Below are 16,195 nucleotides of genomic sequence, written 5' to 3'. Positions count from 1 at the left end.
TCAGAACGCCGCAACCCCTAAATGCAAAAAACTTTTCAAGCGTTCAAATAATCGCCAACGACGTCATTTTAGGATGTTTATTAGCCAGAAAAACGGCTTTTAGGCGTGGTTAGAGCAGCAAACCCGGTAAAGCCTACAGAATAGAGATAAAGAAAAGGGAGCGGTTGCCCGCTCCCTTTTATCTTTATTACTCTTAATCGCCGTTACTGACGGGCAACGATGTGCTCGCCTTCCACGTCCAGCGTCACCGGCAACCCCGGGACCAGCTTGCCGGAAAGGATTTCCTGCGCCAGCGGGTTTTCGATCTCCTGCTGGATGGCGCGTTTCAACGGGCGCGCACCATAGACTGGGTCGAAACCGGTTTTACCCAACAGTTCCAGCGCCGGCTCGGTCATGGTGACTTCGTAACCGCGCTCTTCCAGACGTTTATACAGACGCGCCAGCTGAATCTTGGCGATCTCGGCAATGTGTTTCTGGCCGAGTGGGTGGAACACCACCACTTCATCTATACGGTTGATGAATTCCGGACGGAAGTGATGGCTCACCATTTCCATGACGGATTCTTTCATCTGCGCGTAGTTCATCTGACCGAAGTGCTCCTGGATCAGATCGGAGCCCAGGTTCGAGGTCATGATCACCACGGTATTGCGGAAGTCGACGGTGCGGCCCTGGCCATCGGTCAGGCGCCCGTCATCCAATACCTGCAGCAGAATGTTGAACACGTCCGGGTGCGCCTTCTCCACTTCATCCAGCAGGATCACCGAATAAGGTCTGCGGCGCACCGCTTCGGTCAGGTAACCGCCCTCTTCATAACCGACATAGCCTGGGGGGGCGCCCACCAGCCGCGATACCGAGTGTTTTTCCATAAACTCGGACATGTCGATGCGCACCATGGCGTCGTCGCTGTCGAACAGGAACGAAGCCAACGCCTTGCAAAGCTCGGTTTTCCCCACCCCCGTCGGGCCGAGGAACAGGAACGAACCGATCGGCCGGTTAGGATCGGACAGCCCGGCACGGCTGCGGCGAATCGCATTGGATACCGCACTGACCGCTTCATCCTGGCCAATGACCCGCGAATGCAGCTCTTGCTCCAAGCGCAGCAGCTTATCGCGCTCGCCCTCCAGCATTCTGGCTACCGGAATACCGGTGGCGCGCGCCAGCACTTCGGCGATCTCCGCATCGGTGACCCGGTTGCGCAGCAGCTTCATGGTTTTGCCTTCGGCCTGGGTAGCGGCTTCGAGCTGTTTCTCCAGCTCGGGGATCTTGCCGTATTGCAGCTCGGACATCCGCCCCAGGTCGCCGGTACGGCGGGCCTGCTCCAGAGTTATCTTGGCCTGCTCGAGTTCGGCCTTGATATTTTGAGTGCCGGAGAGCGAGGCCTTTTCGGCTTTCCACTCTTCTTCCAGCTCTGAGTATTCGCGCTCTTTCTGCTCCAGCTCGCTGCTGAGCATTTCCAGACGTTTCTTGCTGGCGTCATCAGACTCTTTATTCAGCGCCTGCTGTTCCAGCTTCAGCTGAATGATGCGGCGTTCCAGGCGATCGAGCGATTCCGGTTTGGAATCCATCTGCATGCGAATGCTCGACGCCGCCTCATCGATCAGGTCGATGGCCTTGTCCGGCAGTTGGCGATCGGAAATATAACGGTGCGACAGGGTCGCCGCCGCCACGATGGCCGGATCGGTGATCTGCACATGGTGGTGCAGCTCATAGCGCTCTTTCAGGCCGCGCAGAATGGCGATGGTGTCTTCAACGGTCGGCTCCGCCACAAACACTTTCTGGAAACGACGTTCGAGCGCCGCATCCTTCTCTATATATTGGCGATATTCATCCAGCGTGGTGGCGCCGACGCAGTGCAGCTCCCCGCGCGCCAGCGCGGGTTTCAGCATGTTGCCGGCGTCCATGGCGCCGTCGGCCTTGCCCGCGCCAACCATGGTGTGCAGTTCGTCGATGAACAGGATCACGCTGCCTTCCTGTTTCGCCAGGTCACTCAGCACGCCTTTCAGACGTTCTTCAAATTCACCGCGATATTTGGCCCCGGCGATCAGCGCGCCCATATCCAGAGACAATACGCGCTTGTGCTTCAGCCCTTCCGGCACTTCGCCATTAATGATGCGCTGCGCCAGGCCTTCGACGATGGCGGTTTTACCCACGCCAGGTTCGCCGATCAGCACCGGGTTGTTTTTGGTACGACGTTGCAGCACCTGAATGGTGCGGCGGATTTCTTCGTCACGGCCGATAACCGGATCGAGTTTGCCCTGCTCGGCGCGCTCGGTCAGATCGATAGTGTACTTTTTCAATGCCTGACGCTGATCTTCAGCCCCTTGATCTTCCACGCTGTCACCGCCCCTCATTTGTTCAATGGCTTTGCTGATCTTGTCGGCTGTCGCGCCGGCCGCTTTCAACAGGTCGGTCAGCGAACCGCGATCTTCAAGCACCGCGAGGACGAACAGCTCGGAAGAAATGAATTTGTCCGCGCGTTTCTGCGCCAGCTTGTCGCACAGGTTCAGTACGCGCACCAGCTCGTGGGACGGTTGAACGTCGCCACCGGTGCCCTCGACCTGAGGTAAACGGGACAATGCCTGTTCGATTTCGGTGCGCACGCGCCCGGCGTCGATACCGGCGGAAGTTAACAGTGGGCGAACCGTGCCCCCTTCCTGATTGAGCAGGGCGCTCATCAGATGTAACGGTTCAATAAACTGGTTGTCGTGCCCAAGGGCTAGGGATTGGGCATCGGCGAGGGCAAGCTGGAATTTGTTGGTAAGACGATCCAGACGCATAACACCTCCAAGATGGGTCGAAATTGCTACTGGAGATTAAATGAGGTCATCCCTCAAATTTTCAAGGTTATCTCGACTCTATATTTTCGGTACTGCAATCATGCGTCGTTGGATCGTCCTAATTCAATAGGTTATATCAGCCAGATTAAACTTGCCAGACGTCCGGTTATTCCATCGCGTCGATAGGAGAAAAAATGACTCGTTTCGCTTAGCGTACAGCGGTCGCCACCGTAAACGGCGTTAACGCCGGCGCGCTGCAACCGCTGGCGGGCCAATAAATAGATATCCGCCAGGAATTTATCGCCGCCGCGCGGGGTAAACGCGGCGGCGGCGGCGGTGTCCGCCTCGATAAAGGCGGCGCGCACTTCCGGCCCGACCTCAAACTGCCGGGGACCGATCGCCGGGCCCAGCCAGGCGCTGATACTGCCGGGCTCAGCGGCGAACGCCGCCAGAGTTTGCTCCAGCACGCCATGGCACAGCCCACGCCAACCGGCGTGCGCGGCAGCCACCTCATCGCCGTTTTCGGAACAGAACAGCACCGGCAAACAATCCGCCGTCATCACGGCGCACACCTGCCCCGGCACATTGCTGTATACCGCGTCCGCCCGCAGGTCGACGGGCGTTTGCCCCTCCAGCCGCAGTACACGGGTGCCATGCACCTGCTCCAGCCAGACCGGCATCTGCGGCAGGCCTGCGCCGGCCACCAGCCGCTCGCGGTTGCGCGCCACCGCCTGCGCCTCGTCCCCCACGTGGGTGCCGAGGTTGAGCGAATCGTAAGGCGGCAGGCTAACGCCGCCGCCGCGGGTGGTGCTGCAGGCGTTAACGCCCGCAGGCAACGGCCAGTCGGGCAGAATGAGCGACGTCATTACCAATCCATCTGATCTTTGAACTCTTCGGTATCGACCTTCAGCGCGTTGATCAGATCGACCATATCCTGCGGCAGCGGCGCATGCCACTCCATCTGGATGCCGCTGATCGGATGGTATAAACGCAGCATGGTGGCGTGCAGCGCCTGGCGGTCGAAGCCGCGCAGCGTGTTGATAAAGGCTTCCGAGGCGCCTTTTGGCGGACGCGGACGGCCGCCGTACAGCGGGTCGCCCACCAGCGGATGGCTGATATAAGACATATGCACGCGGATCTGGTGCGTACGGCCGGTTTCCAAACGCAGGCGCAGGCGGGTATGGGCGCGGAAGTGTTCCATGATGCGGTAGTGAGTCACCGCCGGTTTGCCCATCGGGTGAACCGCCATGTGGGTGCGCTTGGTGGAATGGCGCGAAATAGGCTCGTCGACGGTACCGCCGGCGGTCATGGTGCCAATCGCCACCGCTTCGTATTCGCGCGTGATTTCACGCGCCTGCAGCGCTTCCACCAGCCGGGTTTGCGCCGGTACGGTTTTCGCCACCACCATCAGACCGGTGGTGTCTTTGTCCAGACGGTGCACGATGCCGGCGCGCGGCACATCGGCGATTTCCGGGTAGTGGTGCAGCAGCGCGTTCAGCACCGTGCCGTCCGGGTTGCCGGCGCCAGGGTGAACCACCAGGCCGCGCGGCTTGTTGATCACCAGAATGTCGCTGTCTTCGTAGACGATATTCAGCTCAATGTCTTGCGGTTCCCAACGGGCGTCTTCTTCTATCTGTGCATCAATGGCGACCGTCTCTCCCCCCAGCACCTTCTCTTTCGGCTTGTTTGTCGTTTTGCCATTGACCTGCACCCGATCGTCCAGGATCCACTCTTTTATGCGAGATCGTGAATAATCAGGGAACAATTCGGCCAAAGCCTGATCTAAACGTTGTCCGAGTTGAGATTCGGCCACCGTTGCGGTGAGTTGTACTTGTTGTGCCATATGCAGCTTCTTCGTTAACGTTGGGTTTTCACGGCGATGCCGTTTAATATAATGTGCTATTGTACCTAGTCTTTGTCGGGAGCTTAACGGACAGTCTCCCGGAATAACACCCTGAGGATAATCAAAACGTCATGACGCGTATGAAATATCTGGTGGCGGCAGCCACGTTGAGCCTGGCGCTGGCAGGTTGCTCCACATCCAAGGATGCGGTTCCCGACAACCCACCTTCGGAAATCTATGCTACTGCCCAGCAAAAACTGCAGGACGGTAACTTTAAGGGCGCGATTACGCAACTCGAAGCGTTAGATAACCGCTATCCTTTCGGGCCGTACTCTCAGCAGGTCCAGCTGGACCTGATTTACGCCTACTATAAATCTGCCGATTTACCGCTGGCTCAGGCCTCTATCGATCGCTTCATGCGTCTGAACCCGACGCACCCGAACATCGATTACGTGATGTACATGCGTGGGCTGACCGATATGGCGCTGGATGACAGTGCGTTGCAGGGCTTCTTCGGGGTCGACCGTTCAGACCGCGATCCACAGCACGCCCGCGCTGCGTTCCGCGACTTCAGCCAGCTGATTCAGCAGTATCCGAACAGCCAGTACGTAACCGACGCCAACAAGCGTCTGGTGTATCTGAAAGACCGCCTGGCCAAGTATGAGCTTTCGGTGGTGGAATACTACACTAAACGCGGTGCTTACGTCGCGGTCGTTAATCGCGCCGAACAGATGTTGCGCGAATATCCGGATACCAAGGCGACGCGCGACGCGCTGCCGCTGATGGAAAACGCCTACAAGCAGCTGCAGTTGAGCGGTCAGGCCGATAAAGTGGCCAAAGTGATCGCCGCCAACCCGCAGTAATCTGGCTGGCAACGGCAGGAAAACCAAACGGCAGCCGAGGCTGCCGTTTTCATTGGCGATGACGCTGCGTTGCACTGGACAAATACACAAGCAAAAACACGTTGTTAGCAACACTGCAACGCCGGTCATCCTATCGATAATGCGCCATCCGGCGACAAGACTCAAGCCCTAGATGACCGATTCAGATGCTGAATCACAGATTGAACTAACTTTGCAAAAAGTGACAAAAAAACGTGATTTTCATCACGCATTTAAGCAAAAAGCGGGGTATGCTGGATTCACCAAGACGGAAAGACAGAGAGGTAAGTTATATGACATTGAACATTACCAGCAAACAAATGGATATCACTCCCGCAATCCGTAGTCACGTCGAAGACCGTCTCACCAAACTGGATAAATGGCAGGCTCAGCTAATCAACCCGCATATCGTTTTATCCAAAGAACCTAAAGGGTTTGTGGCCGACGCCACCATCACCACACCTAACGGCCCGCTGGTCGCCAGCGCCAAACATGACGACATGTATACCGCCGTTAACGAACTGATCGCCAAGCTGGAGCGTCAGTTGAACAAAGTGCAGCACAAGGGCGAAGCGCGCCGCGCCGCCGCCAGCGTGAAAGACATCGTTCCGGAAGTGGAGCCGGAAGAGGAATAACCGTTTAACGGCTGTTTCGCATCAAACGCGCCTGAGGGCGCGTTTTTTGTCTGGTTTTCTGTTGACGAGCCAAAGGCCAGCGGTTACTTTAAAACCTGTTCGCACCGACTCTGGATGAAACATGACACGCACACCGTTCTTCTTCGCATTCTTTTTTACCTTCCCCTGATTGGGAGGCGTTTCGTCGTGTGATAAAGAATGCGAAGACGAACAGCAAAGCCTCCTGGAAACAGGGGGCTTTTTTTATGGCTATTTTACAACGTATAAGAACAGAAGGCGGAAGCTGATTATGACTGACAACCCGTTACTGGTGCTGCGCGAGCGCATCAGCGCCCTGGACCTGAAGCTGCTGGCCCTGCTGGCGGAGCGCCGTGAGCTGGCGGTGGAAGTGGGCAAGACCAAGCTGCACTCTCACCGGCCGATCCGCGATAAAGAGCGCGAACGCGACCTGCTGGATGCGCTGATCGCCGCCGCCAAACCCTACGATCTCGACGGCTTCTACGTCACCCGCCTGTTCCAGCTGATCATCGAAGACTCGGTGCTGACCCAACAGGCGTTGTTGCAGCATCAGTTAAACCCCGTCAGCCAACACTCGGCCCGCATCGCCTTCCTCGGGCCAAAAGGCTCCTATTCGCACCTGGCGGCGCGCCAATACGCCGCTCGCCACTTCGATCAGCTGATTGAGTGCGGCTGCCAGAAGTTTCAGGATATCTTCGCCCAGGTGGAAACCGGCCAGGCGGATTACGCTATCCTGCCGATCGAAAACACCAGTTCGGGGTCGATTAACGACGTCTACGATTTGCTGCAGCACACCAGCCTGTCGATCGTCGGCGAACTGACCAACCCTATCGACCACTGCGTACTGGTGGCCGGCGACAGCACCCTGGAGCAGATCGAAACCGTTTACAGCCACCCGCAACCCTTCCAGCAATGCAGTCAGTTCATCAACCGTTTCCCGCATTGGAAAATCGTCTACACCGAAAGTACCGCCGACGCGATGGAGAAAATCGCCAAGCTGAATTCACCGAAGGTGGCGGCCCTGGGCAGCGAAGCCGGCGGCGCGCTGTACGGCCTGCAGGTGCTGGAGCATAACCTGGCCAATCAGCAGCAGAACATCACCCGCTTTATCGTGCTGGCGCGCAAGGCGATTGAGGTTTCCGAACAGGTCCCGGCCAAAACCACGCTGATCATGGCCACCGGCCAGCAGTCTGGCGCATTGGTCGAAGCGCTGCTGGTGCTGCGCGACAACGGCATCATCATGACCAAGCTGGAGTCGCGCCCAATCAACGGCAATCCGTGGGAAGAGATGTTTTATATCGATGTGCAGGCCAACCTGCGTTCTGAGTCGATGCAAAAAGCGCTGCGGGACTTGGCGCCGATCACCCGTTCGCTGAAGGTGCTGGGCTGCTACCCGAGCGACACCGTGGTACCGGTCAACCCGTCCTGAATGCCATGAATAAGGGTTCGGCATGCCGAACCCTGTTGTCTTACTGCCGGCTGTCGTTGGCCTGCCGCAACAGCGTGCGGCTCTCCACCAGGAAGCGCTGGGCGTAGTCGCCGAACCAGTGCTCCACTTTCTGGAAGCTCTCGATAAACGCCTGTTTATCGCCGTGCTCCAGCAGCTGTATCGCTTCGCCGAAACGCTGGTAGTAGCGTTTGATCAGCGCGATATTTTCTTCGGAAGACATGATGATGTCGGCGTACAGCTGCGGATCCTGCGCAAATAGCCGGCCGACCATCGCCAGTTCCAGTCGATAGATAGGTGAAGACAGCGCCAGCAGCTGTTCCAGCTGAACGTTCTCCTCCGCCAGATGCAGGCCGTAGGCAAAGGTCGCGAAATGGCGCAGCGCCTGAATAAAGGCCATATTCTGGTCGTGCTCCACCGCGCTGATGCGGTGCAGGCGCGCGCCCCAAACCTGCAGCTGCTCCAGCAGCCACTGATAGGCTTCCGGCTGGCGCCCATCGCAATAGACCACCACCTGCTTGGCCACGCTGCCCACGTCCGGGCCGAACATCGGGTGCAAACCGACCACCGGGCCGCCGTGCGCCGCCAACATCGCATTCAGCGGGCGGTTTTTTACCGACGCCAGATCGACCAGGATACAGTCGTCCGGCAGCGGCGGCAGGCGGCTAATCACCTGCTCGGTCACGTGGATCGGCACGCTGACGATCACCATGCCGGCATCCGCCAGCAAGCGTTCCGCCTGCGGCCAGTCTTCCCGATCCAATACCCTGACCTGATAGCCCGACAGCGTCAGCAGGCGGTTGAACAACCGCCCCATTTGCCCGTCGCCGCCGATAATGACGATGGGGCGCAGTTCAGGATTCAGGGTTTTAAAGCCTTTGTCGTTCTCACTGACGTAGGACTCGCGCATCACGCGGCGCAACACGTCTTCGATCAGATCCGGCGGCACGCCAAGGTTTTCCGCCTCTTTACGGCGTGAGGCCAGCATCGCCGCCTCGCGCTCCGGCACATAAACCGGCAGTCCGTGGCGGCTTTTCACCTCACCCACTTCCGCCACCAGATGCAGGCGTTTCGCCAGCAGATCCAGCAGCGCCTTGTCTACCTCGTCGATTTGATCGCGCAACGCGGTCAGTTCAGCCACCATAACTCACTACTCTCCAGTGCGGGCCGTCAGCGCAGCGCCGAGTTCCTGATGCATATGGCGCAGCAGGGTCTCCGTGCTCTCCCAGTTGATGCAGGCGTCGGTAACGGAAACGCCGTAACGCATGTCCGCACGCGGCTGCTCGGAAGACTGGTTGCCTTCATGCAGGTGGCTTTCCAGCATGATGCCGGTGATCGAACGGTTGCCCGCTTTGATCTGCTCAACCACGGACTCGGCAACCGCCGGCTGACGGCGATAATCTTTATTCGAGTTGCCATGGCTGCAATCTATCATCAAGGACGGATGGAGTCCCGCATCCAGCATCTGTTTTTCGCAGGCCGCAACGTGTTCAGCGCTGTAGTTTGGCGTCTTGCCGCCGCGCAGGATCACGTGGCCGTCCGGGTTGCCCTGGGTCTGCAACAGGCACACCTGCCCCGCCTGGTTGATACCGACGAAACGGTGCGGCATGGCGGCGGCGCGCATGGCGTTGATGGCGGTGCCCAGACTGCCGTCGGTGCCGTTTTTGAAACCGACCGGCATCGACAGGCCCGAGGCCATCTCGCGGTGCGTCTGCGATTCAGTGGTGCGCGCGCCAATGGCCGACCAGCTGAACAGATCGCCGAGGTATTGCGGGCTGTTGGGATCCAGGGCTTCGGTCGCCAACGGCAGGCCCATGCCCACCAGGTCCAGCAGCAGGCGACGCGCGATGTGCAAACCGGCCTCAACGTCAAACGAACCATCCATGTAAGGATCGTTGATCAAGCCTTTCCAGCCGACAGTGGTTCTGGGTTTTTCAAAATAGACGCGCATAACGATATACAGCCGATCGCTCAATTCAGCCGCCAGGGTTTTCAAATGACGGGCGTAATCCAGCGCCGCATCCGGATCGTGGATGGAACAGGGCCCGCACACCACCAGCAGGCGGTGATCGCGCCCCTGCAGAATATCGGCGATGGTTTTGCGCGCGGAGGCGATTTCATTTTCATCGTCGGCGCTGAGCGGGAACTGGTTCTTCAGCTCTTCCGGCGTGATTAAAACCTGTTCGGCACTGATGTGTACGTTATTGAGCGCGTCTTTTTGCATGATGCTATTCCTGTCGTTTGCCGTTATGCGTTGAAATGGAACATTGAGCGTTTCAGGGCTCTACCTTACCATGCGATGTAAAGTTTTCAATCCGATATGCGTAAATAAAAAATTACCCTCTTGATTACGCAGGCTAAAACCTCGTTTCATGCAGAGGAGAAATTAAATCAATTGATTGATATTAAACAAAATAAACCCTCACCTCCGCCCAAGACACCCTCTCCTTGCCGTTTTGATCCTTGCGGGTAATCGCACTCAAATCCGTAAACTAAATTGTACAATAAATTTTACATCGCCGCCCTCCCCACAGAGAATGCCAGCCGGCCGCAATGTCCGGAATAACACTCAGGGCACTCAGCATGATATGCCGCGGGAAGCGATTAATTAAGTAGAAGAAAAGTGAATAAGTAAGGTGATGAAATTAAAAACTTAAGCTAATGGAGGCTATTTTTGTCCCAGAGGCGAATCGATATAATGTGACCGTCATCACCTATAACCACCCCTAACAACTGGATCCAAAATGCTCTCTTTACGCGCTCGTCGCGCTATTCCGCTGTATATTTGCTGCTTAACGACCATCACCAGTGTTTCAGCCTTTGCCGACAATACGCTTTTCACCGCGATGGACGATCCGGCCACCGCCAAGAAGCCGTTTGAAGGCAACGTTCAAGCGGGTTACAACGCCCAGTCCGGCAACTCGCAAAGCTCTACCTTGCTGGCCAACACCAACATGACCTGGTTCAACAGCGACGCGGCGTACAGCCTGTGGGGGGCGGCCAACAACACCACCTCCTCCAACGTGCGCTCATCCGAAAAATACCAGGCCGGCGGCCGTACCCGCTACAACCTGACCGACCGCAACTATCTGTTTGGCCAGGCCAGCTGGCTGAGCGATCGCTTCAACGGTTACGATTCACGCTCCACGCTGACCGGCGGTTACGGTCGCCAGATCCTCAACGGGCCGCTCAGCGATCTGCGGGTGGAATTGGGTCCCGGCGTGCGTCATGACGAATACCATGGCGGCGGTCGCGCCACCAAAGCGCTGGCCTACGGCGCGGCCAACTATTCCTATCAGCTGACTGACAACACCAAGTTTATCCAGGGCGTCTCCGCGCTGGCGAACGAAGAAACCACGCTGAACTCGGAAAGCGCCCTGAACGTGGCGATTAACGATAAATTCTCGCTGCGCGTGGCCTACACCGTGACCTACAACAGCAAACCGCCGGCCTCGGCGCCAAAGAACACCGATACCACCACCTCGGTAACGCTGGTCTACGGCCTGTAGGCCCCCTTCCTCGCCTTTTCTGTAAGCCCATCATAGATGGGCTTTTTTTATGCCCCAGTCGACCAATTGTACAATTTGCTAAAAATATTCATCGCGCTATTGACGACTTTAGCAAATAGCTTAATACTGTATGCATATACAGTAATTATTGCACAGGATCGGAGCATGAAAAATTCAAATATCACAGGACCTGCAGCTCCGTACCTTATCGATGCCGCGCGCCAGGATCCGGCGCAGGGCAGAGAAGAGCGAGGATAAGCCATGGAGAAGATCACCTCATTTATCACCTATGCCATGGCGTTGTTTCTCGCCTGGCTGGGCAAGCTTTCACCCCAGGATATCGCCTTTCTGGTAGGCGCAGCGGTAGGTATCGGCACCTTCCTGGTGAACTGGTATTACCGGCGCAAAAGCCTGCAGGTATTGAAGGCCATCGAGCGCGACGCGGCATCACGGGGGAGGATCTACGATGAGTGCAATCGCTAAACGCTGCAGCATCGCCGCCGTGCTGGCGATAGCCATGCTGCTGCCGCAGGCCGCAGAGCTGAAAACCTCAGAGGCCGGCCTCAGGCTGATCGCCGATCTGGAAGGATGCCAGCTTTCGCCCTATCAGTGCAGCGCCGGCATATGGACTCAGGGCATAGGCCATACCGCCGGCGTGGTGCCGGGTGCCATCATCAATGAACATCGAGCCGCGGCGGACTTAGTGGCTGACGTTCGGCGCACCGAGCGCGGTATGGCCGCCTGCCTGCCGCCGGATCTCCCGCAGGAGACCTATGATGCGATTATCGCCTTTGCCTTCAACGTCGGCGTCAAAGCCGCCTGCGGCTCTACGCTGGTTTACTTTCTTCGGCAACATCAATGGCGGCAAGCCTGCGACCAGTTGCCACGCTGGGTTTATGTCAAGGGCAAGACCAACAAGGGACTGGAGCGACGACGTGCAACGGAACGCGCACTGTGCCTGAAAGGCATCGAGGCCACATGACGATGAACGCAGCGTTTCACTTCGGCCCATGCCAAGCCAACTTTCACTTACTTTGTTCAAGGGGGTTTTTATGATGCACTGTCCACTCTGCGGTAACGTGGCCCATACTCGCTCCAGCCGCTACCTGAGCGAATCGACCAAGGAACGCTATCATCAATGCCAGAACATTAACTGCAGCTGCACTTTCGCCACGCACGAGTCCGTCGCGCGGGTGATAGTCAAACCGGGGGACATCATTCCGGCGCAGCCGCACCCGGAGAAAAGCAAGCAGCGCGCCGCGGCGCTGTAAGCGAAAAGAGCCTGCGCCAGCGGGCTTTTTTATGCCCATCGCCAGATGGCCCTCTGGGTTTCAGGGCATAAAAAAAAGGGGTTGGCGTAATGCCAACCCCTTCATAGCTATTAACTTTTGGATGCAGCGTTAGCCTACGCGGTTCAGGCGCTCTTTGATACGAGCAGCCTTACCAGTACGCTCACGCAGGTAGTACAGTTTGGCTTTACGAACGGCACCACGACGTTTAACAGTAATGCTGTCGATTACTGGGGAGTGAGTCTGGAATACGCGCTCAACACCTTCGCCGTTGGAAATCTTACGAACAGTGAATGCAGAGTGCAGACCGCGGTTACGGATAGCGATAACCACGCCCTCGAATGCCTGCAGACGTTTTTTGCTGCCTTCAACGACCCATACCTTAACTTCCAGGGAATCACCTGGACGGAATGCAGGTACGTCTTGCTTCATCTGCTCTTGTTCGAGTTGCTTAATAATGTTGCTCATAATATGTCTCTTACCCTAGGTAAACTGATTATATCGGTCTCGTCTGATGTCAGACGTTCCCTTCATAGTCCTGTTGCCTGGCCTGATGTTCCCGTTGGAACTCAGCCAGCAACACCGCTTGCTCGTCAGTCAGAGCTAGGCTTTCTAGAAGTTCAGGTCTTCTAAGCCAGGTACGGCCCAGCGACTGCTTTAAGCGCCAGCGACGTATCTCGGCATGGTTGCCCGACAGCAGAACCGGCGGAACCTCCATCCCTTCCAACACCTCGGGGCGGGTATAGTGCGGGCAGTCCAGCAATCCGTCGGCGAAAGAATCTTCTTCCGCTGAGGCCTGATGGCCCAGCACACCCGGTATGAATCGGGCGACTGAATCAATCAGGGTCATCGCCGGCAGTTCCCCGCCGCTGAGAACGTAATCGCCGATTGACCATTCTTCGTCAATTTCGGTTTGGATCACGCGCTCGTCTATCCCTTCGTAGCGACCGCACACCAGAATCATCTTCTGATGGGTCGCCAGTTCGCACACGCCGGTTTGATCCAGCTTGCGCCCCTGAGGTGACAGATAAATCACCTTTGCTCCCTCGCCTGCCGCTGCTTTCGCTGCATGAATGGCTTCCCGCAAGGGTTGCACCATCATCAGCATTCCCGGGCCGCCGCCGTATGGGCGATCGTCCACGGTACGATGCCGGTCGTAGGTGAAGTCACGCGGACTCCAACACTGCACGCTCAGCAGGCCATTTTTTACTGCCCGGCCCGTCACTCCGTAATCGGTGATTGCGCGGAACATCTCGGGAAACAGGCTTACAATACCAATGAACACAAGCCAATCCCCATACTGTTATTCCACTTGCTTCGACCGTCTGATCCGGAGATCAAAAACCAGGATCCCAATCTGCTTCGATAACTCGAGCAGCGAGATCGACTTTCTTGATAACCTGCCCATGAAGAAACGGAATCAACCGCTCCTTCATGCCGAACGCATCTTTCAGGTTCGCTTTCACAACCATCACATCGTTCGAACCGGTTTCCATCATATCGACGACTTTACCCAGTTCGTAGCCGGTGGTGGTGACTACCTGGCAGCCCATAAGGTCTTTCCAGTAGTAATCATCACCCTCCAGCGGAGGAAGTTGCTCAGAATCCACCATAATCTCGCGATTAGTCAGCAGATTCGCCGCGTCCCGATCGTCAATGCCTTTGACCTTGATGATCAGATCCTGACTGTGGCGCTTCCAGTCTTCCAACTCGACAAGCTGCCACTGACCCGCCTGCTGGATAAACCAGGGCTGATAGTCAAAAATGCTTTCGGCGTTCTCGGTGGATGAAAACACTCTGAGCCAACCACGAATGCCGTAAGTAGACCCCATTTTACCGAGTACGATCGGCTGCTTAGGTGCTACCGGTTTGAGTTGCTTGCTCATTGCCACCACCGCGACAGATTAAGCTGCTTTCTTGGCGTCTTTGATCAGCGCGTGAACGCGATCAGAAACGGTTGCACCCAGACCGACCCAATGTTCGATGCGGTCCAGGTCCAGACGCAGTGCTTCAGCCTGACCAGATGCGATCGGGTTGAAGAAGCCTACGCGCTCGATGAAACGACCATCACGAGCGTTGCGGCTGTCGGTCACTACTACTTGATAGAACGGACGCTTTTTAGCGCCGCCACGTGCCAAACGAATTGTTACCATAACATCCTCTTTAGTTAATAAAACAGCCGGGCCCCATTGAGGGACGGGGCCCGGTTGCAATATAAAAAGCCCGAAAATTTTACTCATTTTGGCGCAAAAAGCAATCTAAAGCGTAGATCGCGACGGACAACTTTTGCAGCCAGTCAAATTTCGGGCGGTTTTCACCGCGAACGGCAAATGCTGAACGCGCTCGCACTCAGGGTGCGTGCGCCTGTCAGCGGCCCGGGAAGCCCGGCGGCATCATACCCTTCATGCCGCGCATCATCTTCGCCATACCGCCTTTTTTCATCTTCTTCATCATGCGTTGCATTTCGTCAAACTGCTTCAGCAAGCGGTTGACGTCCTGCACCTGCATGCCGGAACCCATCGCGATGCGGCGCTTGCGCGACCCCTTGATGATTTCCGGCTTGGCGCGCTCTTTCAGCGTCATCGAGTTGATGATGGCCTCCATGCGCACCAGTACCTTATCGTCCATCTGCGACTTCACGTTGTCAGGCAGTTGGCCCGCGCCGGGCAGCTTGCTCAACATGCTGGCCATGCCGCCCATGTTGCGCATCTGCTTCAGCTGCTCGAGGAAGTCGGTCAGGTCGAAACCGTCGCCCTTCTTCAGCTTGTTGGCCAGTTTCTCCGCCTGCTCGCGGTCGACTTTGCTTTCGATATCTTCAATCAGCGACAGCACGTCGCCCATGCCCAGGATGCGCGATGCCACGCGGTCCGGGTGGAACGGCTCCAGCGCGTCGGTCTTCTCTCCCACGCCGAGGAACTTGATCGGCTTGCCGGTGATGTGGCGGATGGACAGCGCGGCGCCGCCGCGCGCGTCGCCGTCGACCTTGGTCAGCACCACGCCGGTCAGCGGCAGCGCTTCGTTAAAGGCTTTTGCGGTATTGGCGGCGTCCTGGCCGGTCATGGCGTCGACCACAAACAGGGTTTCCACCGGCTTGATCGCCGCGTGCACCTGCTTGATCTCGTCCATCATCGCTTCGTCAACGTGCAGGCGGCCGGCGGTATCGACGATCAGCACGTCGTAGAACTTCAGCCTGGCCTGCTGCAGCGCGCGGTTGACGATGTCGATCGGCTTTTCTTTGACGTCAGACGGGAAGAAATCGATGCCGACGCCTTCCGCCAGCGTCTCCAGCTGGCGGATCGCCGCCGGGCGGTAAACGTCCGCCGACACCACCAACACTTTTTTCTTCTGTTTTTCTTTCAGGAACTTGCCGAGCTTCGCCACGCTGGTGGTTTTACCGGCGCCCTGCAGGCCCGCCATCAGCACCACCGCCGGCGGCTGGGCCGCCAGGTTCAGCTCGGTGTTCACTTCGCCCATCGCGGCAATCAGCTCGCTCTTGACGATTTTGACGAATTCCTGCCCCGGCGTCAGGCTCTTGTTGACTTCATGGCCAACCGCGCTTTCTTTGACGCGGTTGATGAAGTCGCGAACCACCGGCAGCGCAACGTCCGCTTCCAGCAACGCCATGCGCACTTCACGCAGGGTTTCCTTGATATTCTCTTCGGTCAGCCGCCCACGGCCGCTGATATTGCGCAGGGTGCGCGACAATCGATCGGTTAAATTTTCAAACATCGTCTCATGCTCAACGTGTAATGACAGGCCGCACTGGCGACACAATTGCGGCGATTATAACACGAAG

General features: G+C 57.2%; 18 protein-coding genes and 1 other annotated feature. Of the genes, 8 read left to right on the top strand and 10 right to left on the bottom strand.

The genetic code is table 11. The features are described 5' to 3' along the window. Nucleotides 1–203: 203 nt before the first annotated feature. The 3 genes from clpB to rluD form a co-directional block, all read right to left on the bottom strand. Entirely contained in the window at nucleotides 204–2,777 is a 2,574-nt protein-coding gene (gene clpB, locus CKW09_RS04545; RefSeq protein WP_061795071.1) for an ATP-dependent chaperone ClpB, read from the bottom strand. 131 nt (nucleotides 2,778–2,908) lie between these two features. After that, the gene (yfiH, locus tag CKW09_RS04540) at nucleotides 2,909–3,643 is read right to left on the bottom strand and encodes a purine nucleoside phosphorylase YfiH (protein ID WP_061795070.1); all 735 of its coding nucleotides are present in this window, start codon (nucleotides 3,641–3,643) and stop codon (nucleotides 2,909–2,911) included. After that, entirely contained in the window at nucleotides 3,643–4,620 is a 978-nt protein-coding gene (gene rluD, locus CKW09_RS04535; protein WP_061795069.1) for a 23S rRNA pseudouridine(1911/1915/1917) synthase RluD, read from the bottom strand. Before rluD ends, yfiH begins: the two co-directional genes overlap by 1 nt. Before the next feature lie 131 nt (nucleotides 4,621–4,751). Between rluD and bamD the strand changes: the two genes are divergently transcribed. From bamD to pheA, 4 genes are all read left to right on the top strand, one after another. Beyond that, complete coding sequence (gene bamD, locus CKW09_RS04525; RefSeq protein WP_061795068.1) at nucleotides 4,752–5,483, top strand: outer membrane protein assembly factor BamD; 732 nt, start codon at nucleotides 4,752–4,754, stop codon at nucleotides 5,481–5,483. Between the two features lie 311 nt (nucleotides 5,484–5,794). Continuing rightward, complete coding sequence (raiA, locus tag CKW09_RS04520) at nucleotides 5,795–6,136, top strand: ribosome-associated translation inhibitor RaiA (RefSeq protein ID WP_061795067.1); 342 nt, start codon at nucleotides 5,795–5,797, stop codon at nucleotides 6,134–6,136. Between the two features lie 120 nt (nucleotides 6,137–6,256). Continuing rightward, nucleotides 6,257–6,383 (top strand) — a sequence feature (Phe leader region). Further along, nucleotides 6,258–6,305 (top strand): pheA operon leader peptide PheL, encoded by a 48-nt coding sequence (gene pheL, locus CKW09_RS24465; protein WP_103946649.1) that lies wholly within the window; start codon nucleotides 6,258–6,260, stop codon nucleotides 6,303–6,305. Its footprint overlaps the feature before it by 48 nt. 42 nt (nucleotides 6,384–6,425) lie before the next feature. Then, entirely contained in the window at nucleotides 6,426–7,583 is a 1,158-nt protein-coding gene (gene pheA / locus CKW09_RS04515) for a bifunctional chorismate mutase/prephenate dehydratase (RefSeq protein WP_061795066.1), read from the top strand. Between the two features lie 40 nt (nucleotides 7,584–7,623). Here pheA and tyrA read toward each other — a convergent pair whose 3' ends face one another. Then, nucleotides 7,624–8,745 (bottom strand): bifunctional chorismate mutase/prephenate dehydrogenase, encoded by a 1,122-nt coding sequence (tyrA, locus tag CKW09_RS04510; RefSeq protein ID WP_095095824.1) that lies wholly within the window; start codon nucleotides 8,743–8,745, stop codon nucleotides 7,624–7,626. Nucleotides 8,746–8,751: 6 nt separating this feature from the next. Continuing rightward, nucleotides 8,752–9,825 carry a 3-deoxy-7-phosphoheptulonate synthase gene (locus tag CKW09_RS04505; protein WP_061795064.1) on the bottom strand — a complete coding sequence of 358 codons (1,074 nt, stop codon included), beginning with the start codon at nucleotides 9,823–9,825 and terminating at the stop codon, nucleotides 8,752–8,754. A gap of 520 nt (nucleotides 9,826–10,345) precedes the next feature. Between CKW09_RS04505 and CKW09_RS04500 the strand changes: the two genes are divergently transcribed. The 4 genes from CKW09_RS04500 (at nucleotide 10,346) to CKW09_RS04485 (ending at nucleotide 12,381) form a co-directional block, all read left to right on the top strand. Then, a complete protein-coding gene (locus tag CKW09_RS04500; RefSeq protein ID WP_061795063.1) occupies nucleotides 10,346–11,110 on the top strand; it encodes a DUF481 domain-containing protein in 765 nt (254 codons plus the stop codon). A gap of 261 nt (nucleotides 11,111–11,371) precedes the next feature. After that, nucleotides 11,372–11,593 carry an HP1 family phage holin gene (locus CKW09_RS04495; RefSeq protein ID WP_061795062.1) on the top strand — a complete coding sequence of 74 codons (222 nt, stop codon included), beginning with the start codon at nucleotides 11,372–11,374 and terminating at the stop codon, nucleotides 11,591–11,593. Beyond that, complete coding sequence (locus tag CKW09_RS04490; RefSeq protein ID WP_061795061.1) at nucleotides 11,577–12,092, top strand: lysozyme; 516 nt, start codon at nucleotides 11,577–11,579, stop codon at nucleotides 12,090–12,092. Before CKW09_RS04495 ends, CKW09_RS04490 begins: the two co-directional genes overlap by 17 nt. Nucleotides 12,093–12,162: 70 nt before the next feature. Continuing rightward, complete coding sequence (locus tag CKW09_RS04485) at nucleotides 12,163–12,381, top strand: DNA-binding transcriptional regulator (RefSeq protein ID WP_061795060.1); 219 nt, start codon at nucleotides 12,163–12,165, stop codon at nucleotides 12,379–12,381. A gap of 129 nt (nucleotides 12,382–12,510) precedes the next feature. Here the strand turns inward: CKW09_RS04485 and rplS are convergent, their stop codons facing one another. The 5 genes from rplS to ffh form a co-directional block, all read right to left on the bottom strand. After that, nucleotides 12,511–12,867, bottom strand: coding sequence for a 50S ribosomal protein L19 (gene rplS / locus CKW09_RS04480; RefSeq protein ID WP_061795059.1), 357 nt, complete (start codon nucleotides 12,865–12,867; stop codon nucleotides 12,511–12,513). Between the two features lie 49 nt (nucleotides 12,868–12,916). Beyond that, entirely contained in the window at nucleotides 12,917–13,684 is a 768-nt protein-coding gene (gene trmD, locus CKW09_RS04475) for a tRNA (guanosine(37)-N1)-methyltransferase TrmD (RefSeq protein WP_061795058.1), read from the bottom strand. 52 nt (nucleotides 13,685–13,736) lie between these two features. Beyond that, the gene (rimM, locus tag CKW09_RS04470) at nucleotides 13,737–14,285 is read right to left on the bottom strand and encodes a ribosome maturation factor RimM (RefSeq protein WP_061795057.1); all 549 of its coding nucleotides are present in this window, start codon (nucleotides 14,283–14,285) and stop codon (nucleotides 13,737–13,739) included. Between the two features lie 18 nt (nucleotides 14,286–14,303). After that, nucleotides 14,304–14,552, bottom strand: a complete 249-nt coding sequence (rpsP, locus tag CKW09_RS04465; protein ID WP_004932501.1) for a 30S ribosomal protein S16 — start codon at nucleotides 14,550–14,552, stop codon at nucleotides 14,304–14,306. Nucleotides 14,553–14,766: 214 nt separating this feature from the next. Beyond that, entirely contained in the window at nucleotides 14,767–16,128 is a 1,362-nt protein-coding gene (gene ffh / locus CKW09_RS04460; protein ID WP_061795055.1) for a signal recognition particle protein, read from the bottom strand. Nucleotides 16,129–16,195 lie beyond the last annotated feature (67 nt).

Origin of the sequence: Serratia ficaria, assembly GCF_900187015.1 — a bacterium.
Lineage (GTDB): Bacteria > Pseudomonadota > Gammaproteobacteria > Enterobacterales > Enterobacteriaceae > Serratia > Serratia ficaria.
The sequence above is the reverse complement of the archived record's forward strand: the minus strand, read 5'-3'. Positions and strand labels throughout refer to the sequence as shown.